12 protein-coding genes are annotated in these 19073 nt (G+C 71.8%); 6 read left to right on the forward strand and 6 right to left on the reverse strand.

What is annotated here, in order from left to right:
- Nucleotides 1–36: 36 nt before the first annotated feature.
- The 3 genes from AOM06_RS02835 to AOM06_RS02845 form a co-directional block, all read right to left on the reverse strand.
- Nucleotides 37–750, reverse strand: coding sequence for a tyrosine-protein phosphatase (locus AOM06_RS02835; RefSeq protein ID WP_062302442.1), 714 nt, complete (start codon nt 748–750; stop codon nt 37–39).
- Between the two features lie 147 nt (nt 751–897).
- Nucleotides 898–2058: a cysteine desulfurase family protein gene (locus AOM06_RS02840; RefSeq protein WP_062302446.1), complete on the reverse strand. Its 1161-nt coding sequence runs from the start codon at nt 2056–2058 to the stop codon at nt 898–900.
- Nucleotides 2059–2188: 130 nt separating this feature from the next.
- On the reverse strand, nt 2189–7603 hold the full coding sequence (locus tag AOM06_RS02845; protein WP_169747711.1) for an ExeM/NucH family extracellular endonuclease: 5415 nt from the start codon (nt 7601–7603) through the stop codon (nt 2189–2191).
- Nucleotides 7604–7766: 163 nt separating this feature from the next.
- Here AOM06_RS02845 and AOM06_RS02850 point away from each other — a divergent pair, with 163 nt between their 5' ends.
- From AOM06_RS02850 to AOM06_RS02865, 4 genes are all read left to right on the forward strand, one after another.
- Nucleotides 7767–8594: an oxidoreductase gene (locus AOM06_RS02850; RefSeq protein WP_062302453.1), complete on the forward strand. Its 828-nt coding sequence runs from the start codon at nt 7767–7769 to the stop codon at nt 8592–8594.
- 3 nt (nt 8595–8597) lie between these two features.
- Complete coding sequence (locus AOM06_RS02855; RefSeq protein WP_062302456.1) at nt 8598–9002, forward strand: hypothetical protein; 405 nt, start codon at nt 8598–8600, stop codon at nt 9000–9002.
- Nucleotides 9003–9193: 191 nt separating this feature from the next.
- Nucleotides 9194–9502: an ArsR/SmtB family transcription factor gene (locus AOM06_RS02860; RefSeq protein WP_062302459.1), complete on the forward strand. Its 309-nt coding sequence runs from the start codon at nt 9194–9196 to the stop codon at nt 9500–9502.
- Complete coding sequence (locus tag AOM06_RS02865; protein ID WP_062302463.1) at nt 9499–10656, forward strand: permease; 1158 nt, start codon at nt 9499–9501, stop codon at nt 10654–10656. Before AOM06_RS02860 ends, AOM06_RS02865 begins: the two co-directional genes overlap by 4 nt.
- Before the next feature lie 27 nt (nt 10657–10683).
- Here the strand turns inward: AOM06_RS02865 and AOM06_RS02870 are convergent, their stop codons facing one another.
- Entirely contained in the window at nt 10684–11637 is a 954-nt protein-coding gene (locus AOM06_RS02870) for an electron transfer flavoprotein subunit alpha/FixB family protein (protein ID WP_062302466.1), read from the reverse strand.
- Entirely contained in the window at nt 11634–12422 is a 789-nt protein-coding gene (locus AOM06_RS02875; protein WP_062302469.1) for an electron transfer flavoprotein subunit beta/FixA family protein, read from the reverse strand. The genes AOM06_RS02870 and AOM06_RS02875 overlap by 4 nt, the downstream gene beginning before the upstream one ends.
- Before the next feature lie 123 nt (nt 12423–12545).
- Between AOM06_RS02875 and AOM06_RS02880 the strand changes: the two genes are divergently transcribed.
- Both AOM06_RS02880 and glgX read left to right on the forward strand, forming a co-directional pair.
- Nucleotides 12546–13400, forward strand: coding sequence for a cutinase family protein (locus AOM06_RS02880; RefSeq protein ID WP_082105256.1), 855 nt, complete (start codon nt 12546–12548; stop codon nt 13398–13400).
- A gap of 82 nt (nt 13401–13482) precedes the next feature.
- The gene (glgX, locus tag AOM06_RS02885; protein WP_062302474.1) at nt 13483–15636 is read left to right on the forward strand and encodes a glycogen debranching protein GlgX; all 2154 of its coding nucleotides are present in this window, start codon (nt 13483–13485) and stop codon (nt 15634–15636) included.
- On the opposite strand, the gene AOM06_RS15155 is transcribed toward glgX, so the two are convergent.
- Nucleotides 15617–19027 carry a glycosyl hydrolase 53 family protein gene (locus tag AOM06_RS15155; RefSeq protein WP_062302478.1) on the reverse strand — a complete coding sequence of 1137 codons (3411 nt, stop codon included), beginning with the start codon at nt 19025–19027 and terminating at the stop codon, nt 15617–15619. The two genes, glgX and AOM06_RS15155, sit on opposite strands and share 20 nt — an antisense overlap.
- Between the last annotated feature and the right edge of the window lie 46 nt (nt 19028–19073).

A 19073-nucleotide genomic window follows, 5' to 3' on the forward strand; every position in this document is an offset into this window, starting at 1 on the left:
GCCATCCGGTCGGATCCGGTGGCTCGCGTCCGGCGCTCAGCCGAGCAGGCGCTCCTTGAGCGCGTCGACGTCCGCCACGGACCCTCCGTTCGCGAGGAACCACTCCTCGGCGCCGCCGTACGCCTCCCAGGCGTCGAGCACGGACTCGATGGCGTGCGCCGGCGCGGTGAGCATCTCGCGCGCGATCGCGGCCATCTCCTCGCCCTCGGGCATCGCGGGCCGCTGATCTCCCCAGATGACCGCCATGCGCGCGATGACGCCCTGCATGTTGGCGCTCGTGCTGACGTAGTCCGCGACGATGCTCGCGCGCTCGACGCCCACCAGGCTCAGGACCAGCGCGACGGACACCCCGGTGCGGTCCTTGCCCGCCGAGCAGTGCACCAGCACGGGGCCCGGCTCCGTCGCGACGGCGCTCGCGACGCCGGCGATGGCACGCCCGGGATCGCCGGCGATCATGCCCTGGTAGAGGTCGCCGAGGGTCATCCCGGCGTGCGAGGCGTCGAGCGCCGCGTCCGCGAGCACCGGCATCGCGTGCACCGTGGCGACCGAGGCGAACGGGTGATCGCCGCGGGACTCGCGCGAGTCGCGCAGGTCGACCACCGTGGCAGGCGGCCAGGCCTCGATCCCGGCCGGCGCATCGTCACCCGGCATCGGGGCGTCCGAGCGGTACAGCACGCCCGCGCGGAGGCCGGGCGCCGCCGTGGCGACGTCGCGCGCGTTGGCGAGGGCGGACAGGATCTCGGCGGTCATACGAACCTCTTTCGGACGGTGGCGACCGGGGCCGCGATGGGTGCTTCCAGGGAACCTAGGGTCGCGACGCGAACATCGGATGGCCGGACGGTGAACGGCCGGTGACGGACGCGGCTCGTGTCGATGAACCCTTCCCTGCTGACCGCCTCAGCGGCTCGCGGCCGCCTTCGCGCGCGCGATCGCATCGGGCAGAGCAGCCACCACGGCGTCGACGTCCGCCGCGGTGGAGGTGCGGCCCAGGCTCAGGCGAAGCGTGCACGCCGCATCGTCCGCCGACCACCCCATCGCCATCGCGACATGGCTCGACTGCACCACGCCCGCGGTGCACGCGGAGCCGGAGCTGGCGGCGATCCCTGCGGCGTCGAGCAGGAACAGCACCGACTCGGCGCGGGCGCCGGGGATCACCAGGTGGACGATGCCGGGGAGACGATGCGCGGGGTCGCGCGGCCCCGTGACGGTCGCCTCGGGCACCGCCGCCCGGATCCGCTCGAGGAGCCGCGTGCGGAGCGCCTCGAGCCGGGCGCGCTCGCCGGAGCGCTCCTCGACCGTGTCCTCGAGCGCCGCCGCGAAGGCCGCCGCGCCGGGCGCATCGAGCGTGCCCGAGCGGACCGAGCGCTGCTGACCGCCCCCGTGCGCGAGCGGCACGAGCGGCAGCCCGCGCCGCGCGAGCAGCGCGCCCACGCCCACCGGGCCGCCCACCTTGTGAGCCGAGACGGTCATCGCGGCCACCCCGCTGCGGTGGAGATGGACGTCGAGGTGCGACACGGCCTGCACGGCGTCCGTATGGACCGGCACGCCGAGCGCCGAGGCCGCCGCGACCACGTCCGCGAGCGGCTGCACCGTGCCGACCTCGTTGTTCGCCCACATGACGCTCACGAGCGACGTCTCGGCCGTGATCGCGTCCGCGAGCGCCGCCGTCTCGATGCGTCCGGCGGGGTCCACCGGCAGCTCGACCAGCGTCGCGTCGCCTCGGTCGGCGAGCCACCGCGCCGGGTCGAGCACCGCGTGGTGCTCCACCCCGGACACCACGAGCCGCCGCCGCGCCTGGTCCTCCGCGACGCGCCCCCAATGCAGGCCCTTGATCGCAAGGTTGTCCGCCTCCGTGCCGCCTGACGTGAGGATGACCTCGGGCGCGTCCGCGCCGAGCGCCGCGGCGATCCGCTCGCGCGCGTCCTCGACCACGGCCCTCGCGCGCCGGCCCGCGGTGTGCAGCGAGGAGGCGTTGCCGGTCTCCTCGGCCGCCGCGAGCCAGGCCTCGCGCGCGGCGGGACGCAGGGACGTGGTCGCCGCGTGGTCGAGGTAGGTCACGCCGCCCAGTCTAGGAACCGGGCCCCATGCCCGAGGCACGACGACGGGGCCGGACCGTCGCCGGTCCGGCCCCGTCGTGTCGGAGGTCGGTGCTCGGGGCAGCGGCGACGCGCACCGCTGCCCCGCGCCGCTAGCGCACCCTGCGCGGGATCGAGAACACCGAGGCCGTCTCGTAGCCGGTCTTGACGGCGGTGATCTTCACCTTGAGGAGGTGGCCGTAGTCACCCTTGCGCACGGTGTAGGTGGCCGAGGTGGCCCCCTTGATGGGCTTGCCGTCGAGCATCCACTGGTACTTGAGCGTGCCCGGCTTGGGCGACCAGTAGGCCTTCGGAGCGACCACCTTCGTCCCCACCGTCACCGTGCCCTTGATGAGCGGGCGGGCCGGCTGGGCGAAGACCTTCTTGACCACGACCGGCGCCGAGACCATGGTCTTCGACTCGTAGTCGGGGCGGGACGCGGTCACCGCGACCGTCAGGCGCTTGCCACGGTCCTGGGTGGTGACCTTGTAGGTCGCCCCGGTGGCACCCTTGATCGCCACGCCGTTGCTGTACCACTGGTACGCGTAGGTGGGCGTCCCGGGGTTCCACACGCCGCGCTTGACGCGGAGGGTCGAGCCCGCCGTGGCCGAGCCGAGGATCGTCGGCTTCGGTGCGGTGGTCCAGACCTTGAGCACCTTGACGGCGGCCGAGGTCTCCGTGGTGGTGACGTAGCCGTCGAGCGACGCGGTCACCGCGACGGTCAGCCGCTTGCCGCGATCCTTGGTGGCCACCTTGTAGGTGATCCCGGTCGCGCCCTTGATCGCCACGCCGTTGCTGTACCACTGGTACGTCAGGGTCGACGGGGTCGGCGTCCAGGTGCCCGCGGCGACCCGCAGGGTGGAGCCGGCCTTCGGCGTGCCCGTGATGGTGGGCTGCGGTGCCGAGGTGAACTCGAGCGGCTCCGGCGCCGCCACGTCGATCGCGATCGCGAACGAGGTGGCGGTGACATCGCCCTCGACCTCGAGGAGCTGCTCGCCCTCGAGACCCTCGGGGATGGTGACGGTCACGGACGCGGTGCCGTTGTCGTCGTAGGAGCTGGTGACGATCTCGTTGGTCACCGGGAAGGTGCCGAGGACGTCACCGCCCAGGCTGACCACCACGTTCTCGTCGTGGAGGTCTGACGGACCGGTGAACATCAGCGAGCTGAGGTCGAACGAGATCTCCTCGCCGGCCGTCGCCTGCAGCGACTCGGCGGTGACGCCGACCGCGTGCTGGTCGTACTCGGTGCCGAGGCTGCCGAGCTCCGCGAGGTAGTCCACCATCGCGTCGAAGTCGACGCGCGCGCTGTCCTTGAGGCCGGTGCCGTCCCGGAAGGCGGTGAAGTTGTCGCCGCCCGCCGCGAGGAACGCGTTGGCCGCGACGGTGTACTCCGCCTCGAGGTCGATCGCCTCGCCGTCGAGCCACATCTGGAGGATGCGCTCGCCGCGAGCGGCCGTCGGGTCGTAGGTGTACTCGAACCCGTCCGAGATGCCCAGCTTGAGGAACGGACGCGACGAGCCGTCGGGCTGCCACTGCTGCTCGAGCACCGCCTTGATGCCCGCACCCGTGAGCGTGAGCGTCGCGAGCGTGTTGCCGAACGGCTGCACCGTGTTCGCCTGCTTGTAGGACACGCTGGTCGGGTACTCGCCCGTGCCGGCGGCGTCACCCAGCAGGTCGGCCCGCAGGCCGCCCGGGTTCATGAACGCGATCTGCGCCCCGTTGGGCTCGGTGGCCCACAGCTGGACCGTCGCGACCGCGTTGCCCAGGGTCGACTCCCCGCCGCGCGCCTCACCGTTGGTCGCGGTGCGTGCGCGGTAGAGCGGCTCGGTGAGCTCGCCGATCGACTGGGCGCCGAGCACCGCGGCGTTCGCGGCGGCGGCGTCGACGATCGCCTGCACGTCCGGGTCGGCCGGGAACACGAGCTCGCAGGAGCTGGTGCACGCGGCGTCGACCTTCTCGGTCAGGTTGATCGTGTCGATGTCGATGCCCACCAGCTCGTCCGTCGCGTTGTCGAACGTGAGGATGAGCTGGTCGAGGTACATGCCGTACTGGCCGGCGGAGACCACCGGGCGCTCCGTGACGGCACGGCCCTCGTCGATCCAGCCCTGGACCGGGACCTCGTGGGCGTACGCGAGGTGCGTGTGACCCGAGACCACGGCGTCGATGCTGTCGTCGAGCTCGGAGATCATCTTGCCGAAGTTGTTGCCGGTGTCGACCGCGTCCGCGTAGGCCGTGGTCGGCGCACCCTCGTGCACCAGCAGGATGATCGCGTCGGCGCCCTCGGACTCGAGGACCTCGGCGGCGCGGTTGGCCGCGACGGCCTCGTCCTCGAACTCCAGTCCCTCGATGCCGGCGGGCGACACGAGCGACGGGGTCTCCTCGGTGACGACGCCCACGAAGCCGAGCTTCACATCGTCCTCGGTCGCGTCGGTGCCGTTGTCGAACGAGACCATCCAGGTCTCGTCGAGCGCCGGGGAGCCGTCCTCGTTGCGGACGTTCGCGCCCAGGTACTCCCAGGTCGCACCGCCGTACGGGTTGGTCTCCTCGTCGTAGTCGCCCATGACGCGGTTGATCAGGTCCTCGTAGCCCTGGTCGAACTCGTGGTTGCCCACGGCCGAGACGTCGAGGCCCATCGCGTTGAGGGCGTCGATGGTCGGCTTGTCCTTCGCGACGAAGCTCTCGAAGGTCGAGGCGCCGATGAGGTCGCCCGCGGCGGTGAACACCGAGTTGGCGTACTCCGACTCGAGCTGCGCGACGGCACCGGCCATGACCGCTGCGCCGGCCTGTCCGCTGCTGAGCGTCGGGAGGATGCGACCGTGGAAATCGTTGGTCCCGAGCACCTGGACACGGGTGGTGCCGAGGTCGAGGCCGATGAGCACCGGGTCGTGGTCCGACGTCCGGTACATGTCCGGGGCGTACAGGTTCTCGATCTGCTCCTCCGACTGGTAGTCGGTGTTGTAGTCGAGGATGGTCGGCTCGTCCGAGTTGATGTGGAGGTGCGCCGCGTCCGAGACCTGCTCGGCCATCGTCGCCGAGGCGAACGCGTAGTCGAGCGAGCCCCACTGGCCGTCGTAGACGTACGAGTAGTCGTCGGCGAGCTCGACGTAGCCGGCCTCGCGCAGGACCTGGATCGGGTCCTCCTGACCGTACGAGTTGAGGTCGCCCATGATGATGTAGTCGTCGTCCTCGACACCGGTCGGGTAGGTGTCGAGCCAGTTCACCAGCGCGGTCGCCGCCGCGGTGCGCGCACCGTTCCAGCAGCTCGCGCCGTCGCCCTGGTCGGCGTTCTCGCCGGTTGAGGGGCACGAGCCCTTCGACTTCCAGTGGTTGGCGACCACCGTGAAGGTGTCGCCGTCAGTGTCCTCGAAGGTCTGCGCCACCGAGGGACGGTTGTTGTCGTCGTCGAAGCTCTCGTCCACCGAGTTGTCGAGGACGGCGAAGTCGCCCACCTCGGACACCGTGGCGGAGTCGTAGAGGAAGCCGACGCGGATGGTGTCGGTGCCGACGATCCCCGTGTCGACGTAGGACCACGATGCGGTTCCGGTCGCCTCGTTCATCTCCTCGGCGAGCACCGCGAGCGGCTCGACCCCGGTGGTGTTCTCCAGCTCGGCCATGCCGATCACGTCGGCATCGAGCGCGACGAGCGCGGAGACGAGCTTGGCGGTCTGACGCTCGAGCTCCTCCTCGGAGTCGGCGCCGCGGCAGTCCTGCTCGTAGCCCACCGGGCCGCACACGTTGTCGCCCTCGTCCGTGGTGAGGAAGAAGTTGAGCACGTTGAAGGCCGCGACCTTGACGTCGCCGCCCACCTCGGGAGCCTCGGTGGGACGCGGGTTGGCGTTCACGAAGTCCGGGGTCGGCGCCGAGGCGTCCACGGGGCGCACGCGCCACGTGTTGCCCGAGGCCGAGGCCCCTCCCCACGTGTAGGTGAACACGCCGGACAGCCCGGTCACCGTGCTGCCGCTGCGCAGCGGGTTCCCCGCGTCGAGCAGCCCGCCGCCCAGACCCATCGGGTCGAGGTTCTGCGCGTTGGTGAAGTCGTCGACCTTGATCCGGTTGAGGTTGTTCGCCTCCTGCAGGGCGATCGCGTCGGGGCCGGGCTCGACCACGGCGCTGGGCTGGTCGAGCTTGCCGTCGCCGGCGACCATGACCTCGTTGAAGCGACCGAGCAGGTAGGTCTCGGTGACCGTGAGCTCCTGCGCGAACTCGACGAGCATGCCCTCGTAGCGCTCGGCGTGGTCCGCGTCCGGGAACGGGAGCGACACCGGCGTGGGCGTCACGCTGGCGCCGGAGCCCAGCACCTCGATGGAGGCGGAGCCCAGCTGCGTCTGGCCCTGGTACTCGGCGACCACGCCGGTCACCTGGACCTCGTCACCCACGGCGACCGAGTCGTTCGACCCGTTGTAGACGAAGACCGCCTCGGACGTCTCCGGGTCCTCGTCCTGCTCGTCGTCGCGCGACTGGACGTAGAAGCCGCGCAGCGTCGGGCTCGCGCCCTCGTAGTCGCCCACGACGACGCCCTCGACCGTGACGGTGCGGCCCACGAGCGGGCTCGTGTCGGTGGTGCCCTCGACCGCGGAGATCGGGGTGATGAGGCCGACGGTCGCGAAGGTGCTGACGAAGTCGGCCTCCATCACGTCGGCATCGCCGTCCACGTCCTCGACGCGGCCCGCGGCGACCGTGAGCTCGCACTCGACGGCCTCGTCGATCGCGGTGAGCGGGGTGATCGTGTAGACGGACCCCTCGCCGGTGACGTCGAGCTCGAGGTCGTCCTCACCGCAGATGAGCGAGAACGCGTCGTTGAGGACCACGTCCTCGGAGAACGTCACCACGGGGGCGACGTCCGTCGCGACGCCCACGGCGCCGTCCGCCGGGGTCACGCTCGCGACGGTCGGCGCGACGTCCGCCGGCGGCTCGTCGGAGCACGATGCGGTGTGCGCGCCGAGGCCGCTGAAGGTGTCGGTCGCGGACGCCGTCCACTCGAGGGCCGCGTCGAACGCGTCGAGGTGGCTCGCGTCGCCCGCGCAGACGTCGGCGTTGCGCGTGAGCGTGTCGTCGAGGCCGCCGCCGGGCCACTCGGTGCCGGGGTCGACGCCGACCTGCCCGAACGAGTCGATGACGGTGCCGCTGTGCTTGAGCACCAGCGCATCGTCGCCGTTGAAGTTCACGACGCCGGAGGTCATGTCGGAGTAGGCGGCCAGGGCCGTGCCCGCGCTCGCGTGCGTGATGACGAGCACGTCGCCCGCGGCGAGCGTGCCGCTGAGCGCCTGGCTCGAGGTCGGCCCGTCGCCCTCGACGCGCCCGTTCGAGTACAGCTCGACCGAGTAGGCCGCGAGGTCGACGTCGGCTCCCGTGCCGTTGTAGATCTCGATCGCCTTGTTGTTGCTCGACCCCTCGACGTACTCGGAGAAGAACAGATCGGTCGGCGCGGCGGCGGCTGCCGGCATCGCGGCGAGCACGGAGACGCCGAGGGCGCCCAGGACGGTTGCGGAACTGGCGCGATATGCGCCTCTACGTGGTGTGATGGTCACCCGCATCACGCTAGTGAGAGATTCCTCACATCGTGCGTCCGGGCGGTTAATCCTGTATTTCCGCGCAGTGAACGCTCGGTGGACGGTCGGGCCGGCGCCAGCCGCGGCCCGGGACCTTTCCGCGCTAGCGTGGCAGGAGTCCCCCGACAGCGAAGGAGCCCCCATGGCCGTCTGGTTCGTCACCGGCTGCTCGACCGGCATCGGCCGCGCGACCGCGGAGAGGGCCGCGGAGGCGGGACATCGGGTGGTCGCCACCGCGCGGCGCCCCGCGACGCTCGACGACCTGGTGGCACGCTTCCCCGAGACGGTCCTCGCCCTCCCCCTCGAGGTGAGGGACGATGCGGCCGTGGACGCCGCCGTGGACGCGGCCCTCGCCCGCTTCGGCCGCGTCGACGTGCTGGTCAACAACGCCGGCATCGGGTTCTTCTCGACCATCGAGGAGTCGGGCGCCGAGGACGCGCATGAGGTGATGGACGCCAACTTCTGGGGCGCAGCCAAGGTCACCACCGCGCTGCTGCCCCACCTGCGCGAGCAGCGATCGGGCCACATCTTCACCGTCTCGTCGATCGCGGGCGTGCGCGGCTCCGCGGGGCTCGGCTACTACTGCGCGTCGAAGTTCGCGATCTCCGGGTTCATGGAGGCGCTCAGCGCGGAGGTGGCGCACCTGGGCATCCGCGTCACGCTCCTCGAGCCGGGCCCGATCCGCACCCTCTGGATCCCGAGCGGCGCCAAGAACGAGGAGATCCTGCCCGACTACGAGGACGTGATGCGCCCGTTCTGGGACCGCATCCATGCGCTTCCCGGCAACCAGCCCGGCTCGCCGGCAGCCGCCGCCGAGGCGATGCTGCGCCTCGCGGACGAGCCCGAGCCGCCGTTGCACCTCATCTGCGGCCAGCACGCGGTGACCCAGACCCGGGCGAAGCTCGCGCGGCTCGGCGCCGAGGTGGATCGGTGGGAGGATCTCTCCCTCAGCATCGACAGGAAGGACTGACCGATGGCCGGAATCCCCGGGGGCGACGCCCTCCACGCGCTCGTGTTCGCCGTGATGGAGCATGGCATGCGCTCCCTCACCACGCCCGAGGGCCTCGCGGTCGCGCTCGTCCAGGAGAGCGGCACCGGCGACCGCACCATCACCACCTTCACCGGCGTGGGCGCGCAGGCCGCGGTCAAGGCCGCGCGCGCCAAGGCGCAGTCGAGCACCGCCGAACGCCTCGCGATCGTGTGGGACGGCCGCCTCACCAGCAAGGAGGGGGACGAGACCGCCGTCATGGTCCTCGCCCATGAGCGCGGGCAGCCGTCGACGCTGATCTTCGCGCAGCGCTACGCGGCGAAGGGCACCGAGGTCGAGGCCGTCGGCCGTCCCGGCTACGTGGGCGATCGCGCGCCGCTGCTCGGCTGACCCCTCCCCCGCCTGACAGTCGCAACGGACCTGGTCCCGGGTCCGCGGCGTGTCGCGCCCGGATCGGACCGACACGCCGCATCGTCCCGGCGAGATCCGTTGCGGCTGTCAGGGGGAGGTGGGCGCCACCCCTTGCGTCGCGCTTCGCGCGGGCTTATATTTCGAATGTGGTTGATGCAATAGATCTCGAAATGACGACGCGCGAGGCGGCACCCGAGCTGTCCGCCGAGTCCGCCGCGGTGCTCGGGGCGGTCGCCGACCCGCTGCGCCACGGCATCGTCCGCTACCTCGCCGCGAACGGGGAGCAGTGCGTGTGCGATCTGCAGTCGGCCTTCCCCGTGAAGATGAACCTCCTCAGCTACCACCTCAAGACCCTGCGCGAGGCCGGGCTGCTCGTGTCGGACAAGCGCGGGCGCTGGGTGCACTACAGCGTCGCGCCCGGCGCCGCGGAGCGTCTGGCCCGCGCCCTCCCCCTCACCTTCCTCGGGAGCCCCTCATGAGCCCTTCACCCGACCAGGCGTGCTGCCCGCCGCCGGCGCCGCCCGCCGCCCTGGCCGCGACGCCCTCCCCCTCGACCCCGACGGGCACCTGCTGTTCCACCGCACCGGCACCCGCATCGTCCTGCTGCGACGACGACGCGGGACAGGACGAGCCCTCCGACCCACGCAGGCTCCGAGCGGCGGTCGCGGCCGGCGCGCTCGGGGCGATCCTCCTCATCTCCGCCGCGGGCCCCGCGTGGACGCGCGTGCTCACGGCGCTCGGCGTCGACCTCGACAGCGCGCTGGGCACCGCCGTGCACTTCGCGTTGTACGAGTCGGGAAAGATCCTCGCGCTCATCGCCTTGATCGTGTTCGCGGTCGGCTTCCTGGGCACGTGGCTCACGCCCGCCCGGGTGCAGCGGATGCTCGCGGGACGTCGTCGCGGGGCCGGCCACGCGGTGGCGGCGGGCCTCGGCGCCGTCACGCCGTTCTGCTCGTGCTCGTCCGTCCCGCTGTACGTGGGGCTCACGCGGGCGGGCGTCCCGGCCGGCGTCGGGATGACCTTCCTGGTGGCGAGCCCGCTCGTCAACGAGATCGCCCTCGCGCTGCTCGCCTCGATGCTCGGGATCGGCATCGCCGTCGCCTACCTGGTGCTCGGCCTCGCCATCGCCATCGGCGCCGGAGTGCTGGTCGGGGCGACCCGCGGACGGGAGACGGCCCCCGTCAGGACGATGCTCCCGCTGGCGACCGCGGAGCGGCGCCCGTCGTTCGACGACCGGCTCCGCGCGGGCGTCACCGAGACCCGCACCACCCTGCGGAAGCTGTGGCCGTTCGTGCTGCTCGCGATCGGGCTCGGCGCCGCGGTCCATGGCTGGGTCCCGACCGACGTCGTCGCGGAGATCGGCGGGCACTGGTGGGGCGTCCCCGCCGCCGTCCTCATCGGCATCCCGCTGTACTCCGCCACGGCGACCGCGGTGCCGCTCGTCGCGCCGCTCGCCGCGGCCGGCGTGCCGATCGGCACGCTGATCGCCATGATCATGGCCGTCGCAGGGCTGTCTGCGCCGGAGCTGCTCATGCTGCGCAAGGTGATGGACCGGCGCACCTTGGCGATGTTCGTCGCCGTGGTGGCGCTAGGCATCGTCGCGGCCGGCTACCTGCTCAACGCGGTGACGTAGCCGGCCGGCTCGACGCCGCGCCCGGCCTCAGCCTGCGCGGTGCTCGTGGATGCGCGCGATCGCCTGCGGGAGCACGTCGCCCAGGTCGCCCACCACGCCGAAGTCCGCGATCTCGAAGATCGGGGCGTCCGGGTCGATGTTGACCGCGACGATGGTGCCCGAGGCCTGCATGCCGCCGCGGTGGTGCACCGCTCCCGAGATGCCGCACGCGACGTACAGCGCCGGCGTCACGGTGGTGCCGGTCTGGCCCACCATGTGCTCGTGCGAGATCCAGCCCTCGTCGGTCGCGTCGCGGGACGCGCCGACGGCGCCGCCGAGCACGTCGGCCAGCTCGCGCACGAGCGTGTAGTCGCCGTTGGTGCCGCGACCGCCGGAGACCACCACGGGCGCCTCGGCGAGCGGGACGCCCTCGGGCGCCGGCACCGGCTCGATCGCCACGATCGTCTCGGAGACCTCCGGAAGGTCCGCGTCGACCACGACGGTGGTGGCCGCGCCGGTCTCCTCGGCGGGCGACGCGAGCGTCGTGTTGGGCCGGATCGCCACGATCGCCTTCTCCGCCGCGATACGGGTGCGCACGTTCCAGGTCGCCGCGAACACCGTCTGGAGCGTCTCGACGCGCCCGTCGACCAGCTCCACCCCGGCGGCGTCGACCACCACGCCGGCCCCGGTGAGCAGCGCGAGGCGCGTCGCGATCTCCTTGTTCACGAACGTCGAGATCATCAGCACGATGTCGGCGTCGGCCGTGGCCGCCGCGAGCGCCGCCGCGGCACGCGCGGGCTGGCGCGCATCGTCCGCGGCGGGCACCACGCGCACCTCCGCGGCGCCGTGGATCCCGAGCCGCGCGTTCTGGGCCGGGTCGGGCGCGGCGCCGAGCCAGACGGCGACGGGGGTGCCGAGCGTGCGGGCAAGCGTGATGGCCTCGTGGGTCGGCTGGGTGGCCTCTCCCCCGCGGGTCTCGACCAGGACGGCGACCGTGCTCATGCGAGGCCCCTCTCGATCAGGAAGTCGGCGAGCTGCGTCCCCGCGTCGCCGGTATCGGTCACCTTGACGCGGTTTTCACGCGGGGGCCGCGGCGAGGCGTCCACCACCACGGTGCGCGCGGCGCCCAGGCCGACGGCCTCCGGGGAGATGCCGAGGTCCGCGAGCGTCCACGTGGTCACGGGCTTGCTGCGCGCGGCCATGATGAGCTTGAAGTTGGGGTAGCGCGGCTTGTTCGCCTCGTCGGTGACGGAGACCACGGCCGGCAGCGGCGCGGCCACCGTCTCATGCGCGTCGGGCAGGTGGCGGACGATGGTCGCGGTGCCGTCCTCGACCGTGAGGCCCGAGGCGAGCGTGAGCTGGGACCAGTCGAGCTCGGCCGCGAGCGCGGTCGGGAGCATCGAGGTGAGGCCGTCGAGCGCCGCCATGCCGGTGACCACCAGGTCGAGCGGCGCCTCGTCGTGGACCTTGCGGACAGCGGCGGCGATCACCTTCGCGGTCCCGAACACGTCGGAGCCCGCGATCGCTGCGTCCGAGACGTGGATCGCGTGGTCGACGCCCAGCTGGAGCGCCTTGCGGACCGCCGCGACCGCATCGTCCCCGCCGACGGTGAGGGCGTAGACCTCACCCTCGCCCGCGGCCTCCTTGAGCTGGAGGGCGGCCTCGACCGCGTTCTCGTCGAGCTCGTTCATGGTCCCGTCGTCCCCCGTGCGAGTCACCGCTCCTTCCGTGAAGGAGCGCTGCGACTGCAGGTCGGGGACGAACTTCACCGTCACCAGGATGCGCATACGGGACAGCGTAGCGGGACGCGGCTCTGTCCCCATAAGTGGGGCCTTTCCTGCGATGTTGCCCACTCCGATCGTCGGATCCACCACGATGCGGCGCCCGCCGCACGCTGAGGGAGGCGCAGGATGAGAAGGACGAGGATGGGGGCGGCCGCCGCTGCGGTCGCGGTCGCGATCACGCTGGCGATCGCGGGACCGGCAGGGGCGACGACGGACGGCAACCTGGTGTACTACGAGAAGAACCCGGAGGTGATCGACTCGTGCGCCGCGGACGTGGTCGTCATCGGCGCGCGCGGCTCGGGCCAGGACCCCGACGGCTACGCGACGCCGGGCGCGGGCATGGGCAAGGAGGTCAAGCTCGCCGCGGACTACCTCCGCGCGCGGATCAAGACCGAGGCACCGACCGCCAAGGTCCGCTACCTCTCGGTCATCTACGCCGCGGAGTCGGCGACGAGCGGGTGGAACTGGGTCGGCTTCAAGTCGACCATCTACGGCAACTCCGTGAAGCAGGGCGTCACCAACCTCAAGAGCCGGATCAAGACGGTCGTGTCCAAGTGCCCCTCGTCGAAGATCGTCCTCATGGGGTACTCCCAGGGCGCCCAGGTGGTCCACCAGGCCGTGCTCGAGCTGGAGAAGGCGGGAGCGACCTCGCAGACGAGCCGGATCAAGGCCGTCTGGCTCATCGCCGACCCCAAGAACGACGGCAAGACCATGTTCCAGTACATGACGAGCGGCGCTTCCGCGCTCACCCCGTACAAGACCGCGCAGTACGTCACCGGCGGCCTCTACACCTCCGCGGTGAAGGCCCCCAGCATCCTCACGTCGAACAAGACCATCTCCGTGTGCAACCCGGCGGACCTGGTCTGCAGCAAGATCTCGGGCACCGGGTTCTCCGCTCACGGGAAGTACCGGACGAGCGGGTGGAACAGCTGGCCGGCGAAGTACGCCTACGCCGCGCTGTACCGCGCGGGCCTGCGCTGAGGAGGTTCCGTGCGGGGGGCGTGATCGGCCCCCGCACGGAATGTCCTGCGAACGTTCACAGTTGTCGGATAACAATATGAGCATGACATCCCCGACAGTCGAGCCGTCCCCGAACCCGCATCGCCTGGGCGTGCACCTGGTCGAGGGAGGCGCGACCGTCGCGGTGTACGCGGCCCACGCGACCGCGATGCACCTGTGCCTGTTCTCGGACGACGACCGCACCGAGACCCGCATCGCCCTGCACGGCCCGCGCAACGGCATCTGGCACGGCCTGGTGCCGGGGATCGAGGCGGGTCAGCGCTACGGGTTCCGCGCGACGGGACCGTGGAACCCCAAGCAGGGGCACCGCTACAACCCCGCGAAGCTGCTGCTCGATCCCTACGGCCGCGGGATCGAGGGCCGCATGGCGCCGATGACGGATCCGGGCGCGCGGGCGCTGCTGAGCTCGCGCGACGCGACCGACTCGGCGCCGCTCATGCCGCGCTCGGTGGTCACCAAGAAGCCGTCGGGCCCGTGGCAGACTCCCCACCCGCGCGTCCCGTGGACGGAGACCGTCCTCTACGAGACCCACGTCAAGGGCTTCACCAAGACCATGCCGGGCGTCCCGGAGGAGCTGCGCGGCACCTACGCGGGCCTCGCCCACCCTGCGTCGATCGACTACCTCAACGAGCTCGGCGTCACCGCCGTCGAGCTGCTGCCCGTGCACGCGTTCGCGCCCGAGCCGCACCTCGAGCACAGCGGGCTCGACTCGTACTGGGGCTACTCGACGCTGGGCTTCTTCGCGCCCCACGCGGGCTACGCGACCGACGCGGCGCGCGCGGCGGGCGCGCAGGCCGTGCAGGACGAGTTCTGCGGGATGGTCGACCTGCTGCACCAGGGCGGGCTCGAGGTGATCCTCGACGTGGTCTACAACCACACGTGCGAGGGGTCGAGCTCGGACCGCGTGCTGTCGTGGAAGGGCCTCGACAACCGCGTCTACTACCGCAGCCAGGTCCATGCGCCGCAGCACTACGACGACACCACGGGCACCGGCAACACGCTCGACTTCGGCCACCCGCTCGTGTCCAAGATGGCGCTCGACTCGCTGCGCTACTGGGCCACCGAGATGCACGTGGACGGCTTCCGCTTCGACCTCGCGGCGACGCTCGGGCGGACGATGCAAGGCTTCTCGAGCGACCACCCGTTCCTGGTCGGGCTCATCACGGACCCCGTGCTCGGCGGCCTCAAGCTCATCGCGGAGCCCTGGGACGTCGGTCTGGGCGGCTGGCAGGTGGGCAACTTCCCGCAGCCGATGTCCGAGTGGAACGACCGCTTCCGCGACTACACGCGCGCCTTCTGGCTCCAGTGGGGCGCCGCATCGTCCGGGCAGCGCCACCACCCCACCGCCCCCGAGCTCGCGACCCGGATCGCCGGGTCCTCGGACCTCTTCGGCCACTCGGAGCCCTACGGGATGCGCGGCCCGATCGCGTCGGTCAACTTCATCACCGCGCATGACGGCTTCACGGCGATCGACCTCTCCTCGTACAACCACAAGCACAACGAGGCGAACGGCGAGGACAACCGCGACGGCACCGACAACAACCGCTCGTTCAACCACGGCGTCGAGGGGCCGACGGACGACCCGGACATCCTGCACGCGCGCCGCCGCTCGGTGCGGAACATGATGGGCACCCTGCTGATCTCCGCGGGCACGCCCATGATCCTGGGCGGCGACGAGTTCGGCCGCTCTCAGGGCGGCAACAACAACGCGTACTGCCAGGACAACGAGATCTCGTGGTTCGACTGGGAGCACGAGCAGTGGCAGGTCGATCTCCGCGCCTCGGTCTCCGAGCTCCTGCGGCTGCGGCGCGAGCACAAGGTGCTGCGCCCGGGTCGCTTCTACGACGGTGTCGACCACAACCCCACGGACGCGCTGTTCCGTGCCGACTCGGCGTGGTTCCGCCACGACGGCGCGCACGAGGACGAGGAGTGGTGGGAGGACCCGGAGACCCGCGTGGTCCAGTTCATGCGGTCGCTGTCCGACGAGGCCCAGGCCGATGCGCTCGTGGTGATCAACGGCAACGCGCACGCGGTCGACGTGACCATCCCCGAGGACCAGGGCGCGCCATGGCGCCTCGCGTGGGACAGCGCGTGGGACTCGCTCGACGAGCGCACGGACGGGCTGGTCGAGCCGGGCGCGACGCAGAGCATGGAGGCGTTGTCGCTGCGGCTCTACCTCACCGACCCCGCGGGCTGAAGGCTCCTCCCGACCCGACGGCGCACTCCTTGCCGTTGAGCGTGAACGCGTCGACGGGGAGCGCCCCCGTCGCGGTCTCCCCCGCCAGCCGGATGGTCACCGTGCGACCGGGCCGGAGCTCGTTGGTGCGGCTCGAGTCGACGAGCACCACGCGCGCTCCCGCCTGGAGGTAGTCGCCGGGCACCGCGGAGGTCAGCTGCTCGTCGCCCGCGAAGTCCCACACGAGCCACCAGCCGCGGATCGTCGTGTCCGTGGCGTTGCGGATCTGCAGCGTCGCGCGGAACCCGTCGGTGGTCGCCGACGTGCGGTAGGTGACGGTGCACGCCGCGGGGATCTCGCCCAGGGCGGCGAGCGCGGTCTCGAGCAGCGCCGTCGCCTCGTCGGCCTGCTCCTGCGTGGGCCGCGACGCCGCGAGCACGATGCGCGCCACCTCGAGCGCCTGGTCCACCGGGGCGAGCGCCTCGGCGTCGTAGGCATCGCGGTCGAGCCCCTCGGCCTCGGACACGAGCGCGGCGAGGCCCGTGGTGTCGACGGCGACCGCCACCGGGGTGATCGAGAAGTCGTCGAGCCACACGTAGTCGGAGACCCCGCCCGTGCCCTCCGCGCCCACCGTCACCGCGGCACCGTCCGCGACCTCGAGCGTGAGCTCCGGGTAGTCCCACGCGCCCCAGCCGCTGAGCGTGAACGGAGCGGACTGCGCGACGCCGTCGACTCTCGCGACCAGGTCGACCGCGAGGTCCGCGTCGCCCGTGTCCTCGCCATGCGCGCCCGCGCTGAGCCGATAGGTGCCTGCGGGGAGCGCGACCTCCTGCGAGACCGAGAACGCCCACGGGATCGAGTCCCAGACGTTCACCGCCTGCGCCTCCACCGCGCTCCATTCGTCGGCGACCACCCAGAACGTGGTGGGCCATGGATCGGCCGCGAACGCCCACGGGGCGATGTCGGGGGCGCCCGCATCGTCCACCGCCTCGAACCCCGCGTTCGCGAGCAAGGGGCCGTCCGTGACCGTCACGGTCGCGACGGCGGCCCAGCCGCCCTCCGTGGTGCCGCTCAGCTCGTACTGCCCGGGCGACGTGATCCAGGAGACGGCGTCGGACCAGGTGACCGCCTCGAGCGAGGTGCTGCCGTCGTAGGCCACCACCGTGACCTCCGCGGGCAGCGGGATGGGCTCGCCCAGCACGGCGTCGACGGTGACGGCTCGCACGACGGGGTCGGGAGGCGTCGCGTCGTCACGCAGCGTGAGGGAGCCGAGCGCGGCCTCGAGCGCGAGCGTGACCTCGTCGACATCCGCCTGGTCGGGCCGCGAGGACGCGAGCACGTTGCGCCCGGCCTCGAGCGCGGAGTCGAGCAGCGCGAGCGACTCGGGCGTGTAGACGTCGCGGTCGAGCGCGTCCGCCCGGGCCACGAGCGCGGCGAGCTCCGCGGTGTCGACGTCGGAGGCCACGGCGCGCACGAGCGTGACGTCGTCGATCCAGCCCCAGGCCCCGGCCTCGCCCGAGCCCCAGATGCCGATGTTGAGGATCCCGGAGGGGCCGACCTCGACGTCGAAGCCGGGCTCGTCCCACGCGGCCCAGCCGGTGAGGGCGAAGTCGGCGTCCCCGCCCGGGGAGTCGCCGGCCCACGCGTACAGGTTGAGGCTCAGCGCCGAGACGCCGTGCGCAGCGGCCGACAGGTGGTACGTGCCCGGCTCCAGGCCGCCGATGGCCTGCTTCATCTCGAACTCGTAGGCGGCGGCGTCGTACACGTTGACCGCCCACTCGCCCCGCAGGTTCTGCGAGTCGACCTCGTGCTTGACCCAGAACGTCGACGGCCACGGGTCGGCCTCGAACACCCACGGCGTGATGTCGTCGCCCTGCTCGAAGTCGCCGTCGACCACCAGGTTCTCGGCCAGCACCGTCACCGAGGCGACGGAGGCGTACCCGCTCGCGGTGGTGCCCGAGACGCTGTACTCCCCGGGGCCCGAGATGAAGGCCTCGGAGCCGGACCACGTCACCGCCTCGTCCACCGTGGAGCCGTCGTTGAAGCTCACCGCGACGGTCTCGGGCATGACGATGGGGTCGCCGTCCTCGAACGTCAGCACCGGGTTCTCGACCGCCTCCATCGCGAGGTCCGTCACGGCGCCGGTGTCGACGTACCGGAACACGTTGAGGGACTCGAGCGGGTTGCCCTCGAAGTCGAACAGCGCCTGGTTGTCCCACGCGGAGCCGCCGTACCAGACCCCCGCATCGTCCGGGTCGTACTCCCCCGCGTAGCTCGACGCCCAGCCCGAGCCGTGACGCTCCCACAGGACCTTGTTGCGGGTCAGCTGCGCAGGGGTGCCCACCGGCAGCCACGCGGGCTCCCAGTAGAAGACGCCGATGCCGGCCTCGCCCACGTCCGCGACCGCCTGGATCACGTCGGCGACCTCGCGCGCCTGCCCCTGCACGCTCACGGGGTAGGCCGTGGCCTCCGAGGGCAGGTCGATGACGTTGGGGTGGCCGTCGCCGTCCTCGAGCGTGTACGCCCACGACGTCTCGGCGACCACGACCTGCTTGCCGTAGGTGTCCGCGACGTCGGACAGCACCGACGTGAGGTTGTCGAGGCTGCCGTGCCAGAAGGGGTAGTACGAGCTGGCGAACACGTCGTAGTCGACTCCCCGCGCGTCCAGCGCCGCTGCGTAGCCCGCGTAGCGGCCCGCGGTCTCGGGGTTGGTGAAGTGCAGCGCGACCAGCGCATCGGGGAACACGTCGCGCACCGCGGCGGAGCCCGCCGAGAAGACCTGCGCCATGCCGTCCCAGCCGCTCACGCCCGCGACGGCGTTGTTCGTCTCGTTGCCCACCTGGACCATGCGGACGTCCACCTTGGCCTTGCGCATCGCCGTCAGCGTCGTCTCGGTGTACTCCCCCACCGCGGCGGCCGTCTGCTCGACCGTGTAGCCCTCCCACGCCTTGGGCGTGTGCTGCTTGCCGGGGTCCGCCCAGAAGTCCGAGTAGTGGAAGTCGACCGTCACGCCCAGGCCCGCCTTGGTGGCGCGCTTGCCGATCTCCACGGCGCGCTCCGCATCGACCGTGCCGCCGCCGTAGCCGTTGCCCTCGGCGTCGAACGGGTCGTTCCACACGCGGATCCTCACATCGGTGACCCCCGCGTCCGCGAGGACCCGGAAGAGGTCGCGCGGCTTGCCCTTGGCGTCGCGGAACACCACCCCCGAGTCCTCGAGCGCGATGACCGAGGACACGTCGACGCCCTTCATGAAGCCGTCGGGAAGGTTCTCCACCTTGTCGACGAAGATCCCCGCGTCGACGGGCCCCGCGGGCTCGGTGTGACGCGGCTTCGCCCCGGCGGGCGCCGCGATGAGGAGCGCGAGCGCGGCGATGGCGACCGCGGTGGCTCCGGTGCGGAAGGTGCGCAGCATGGTCAGTCCCTTCGATCGTCCTTGACCGCGCGGGAGGCCCCGCGTT

This window comes from Demequina subtropica, assembly GCF_000971235.1.
Lineage (GTDB): Bacteria > Actinomycetota > Actinomycetes > Actinomycetales > Demequinaceae > Demequina > Demequina subtropica.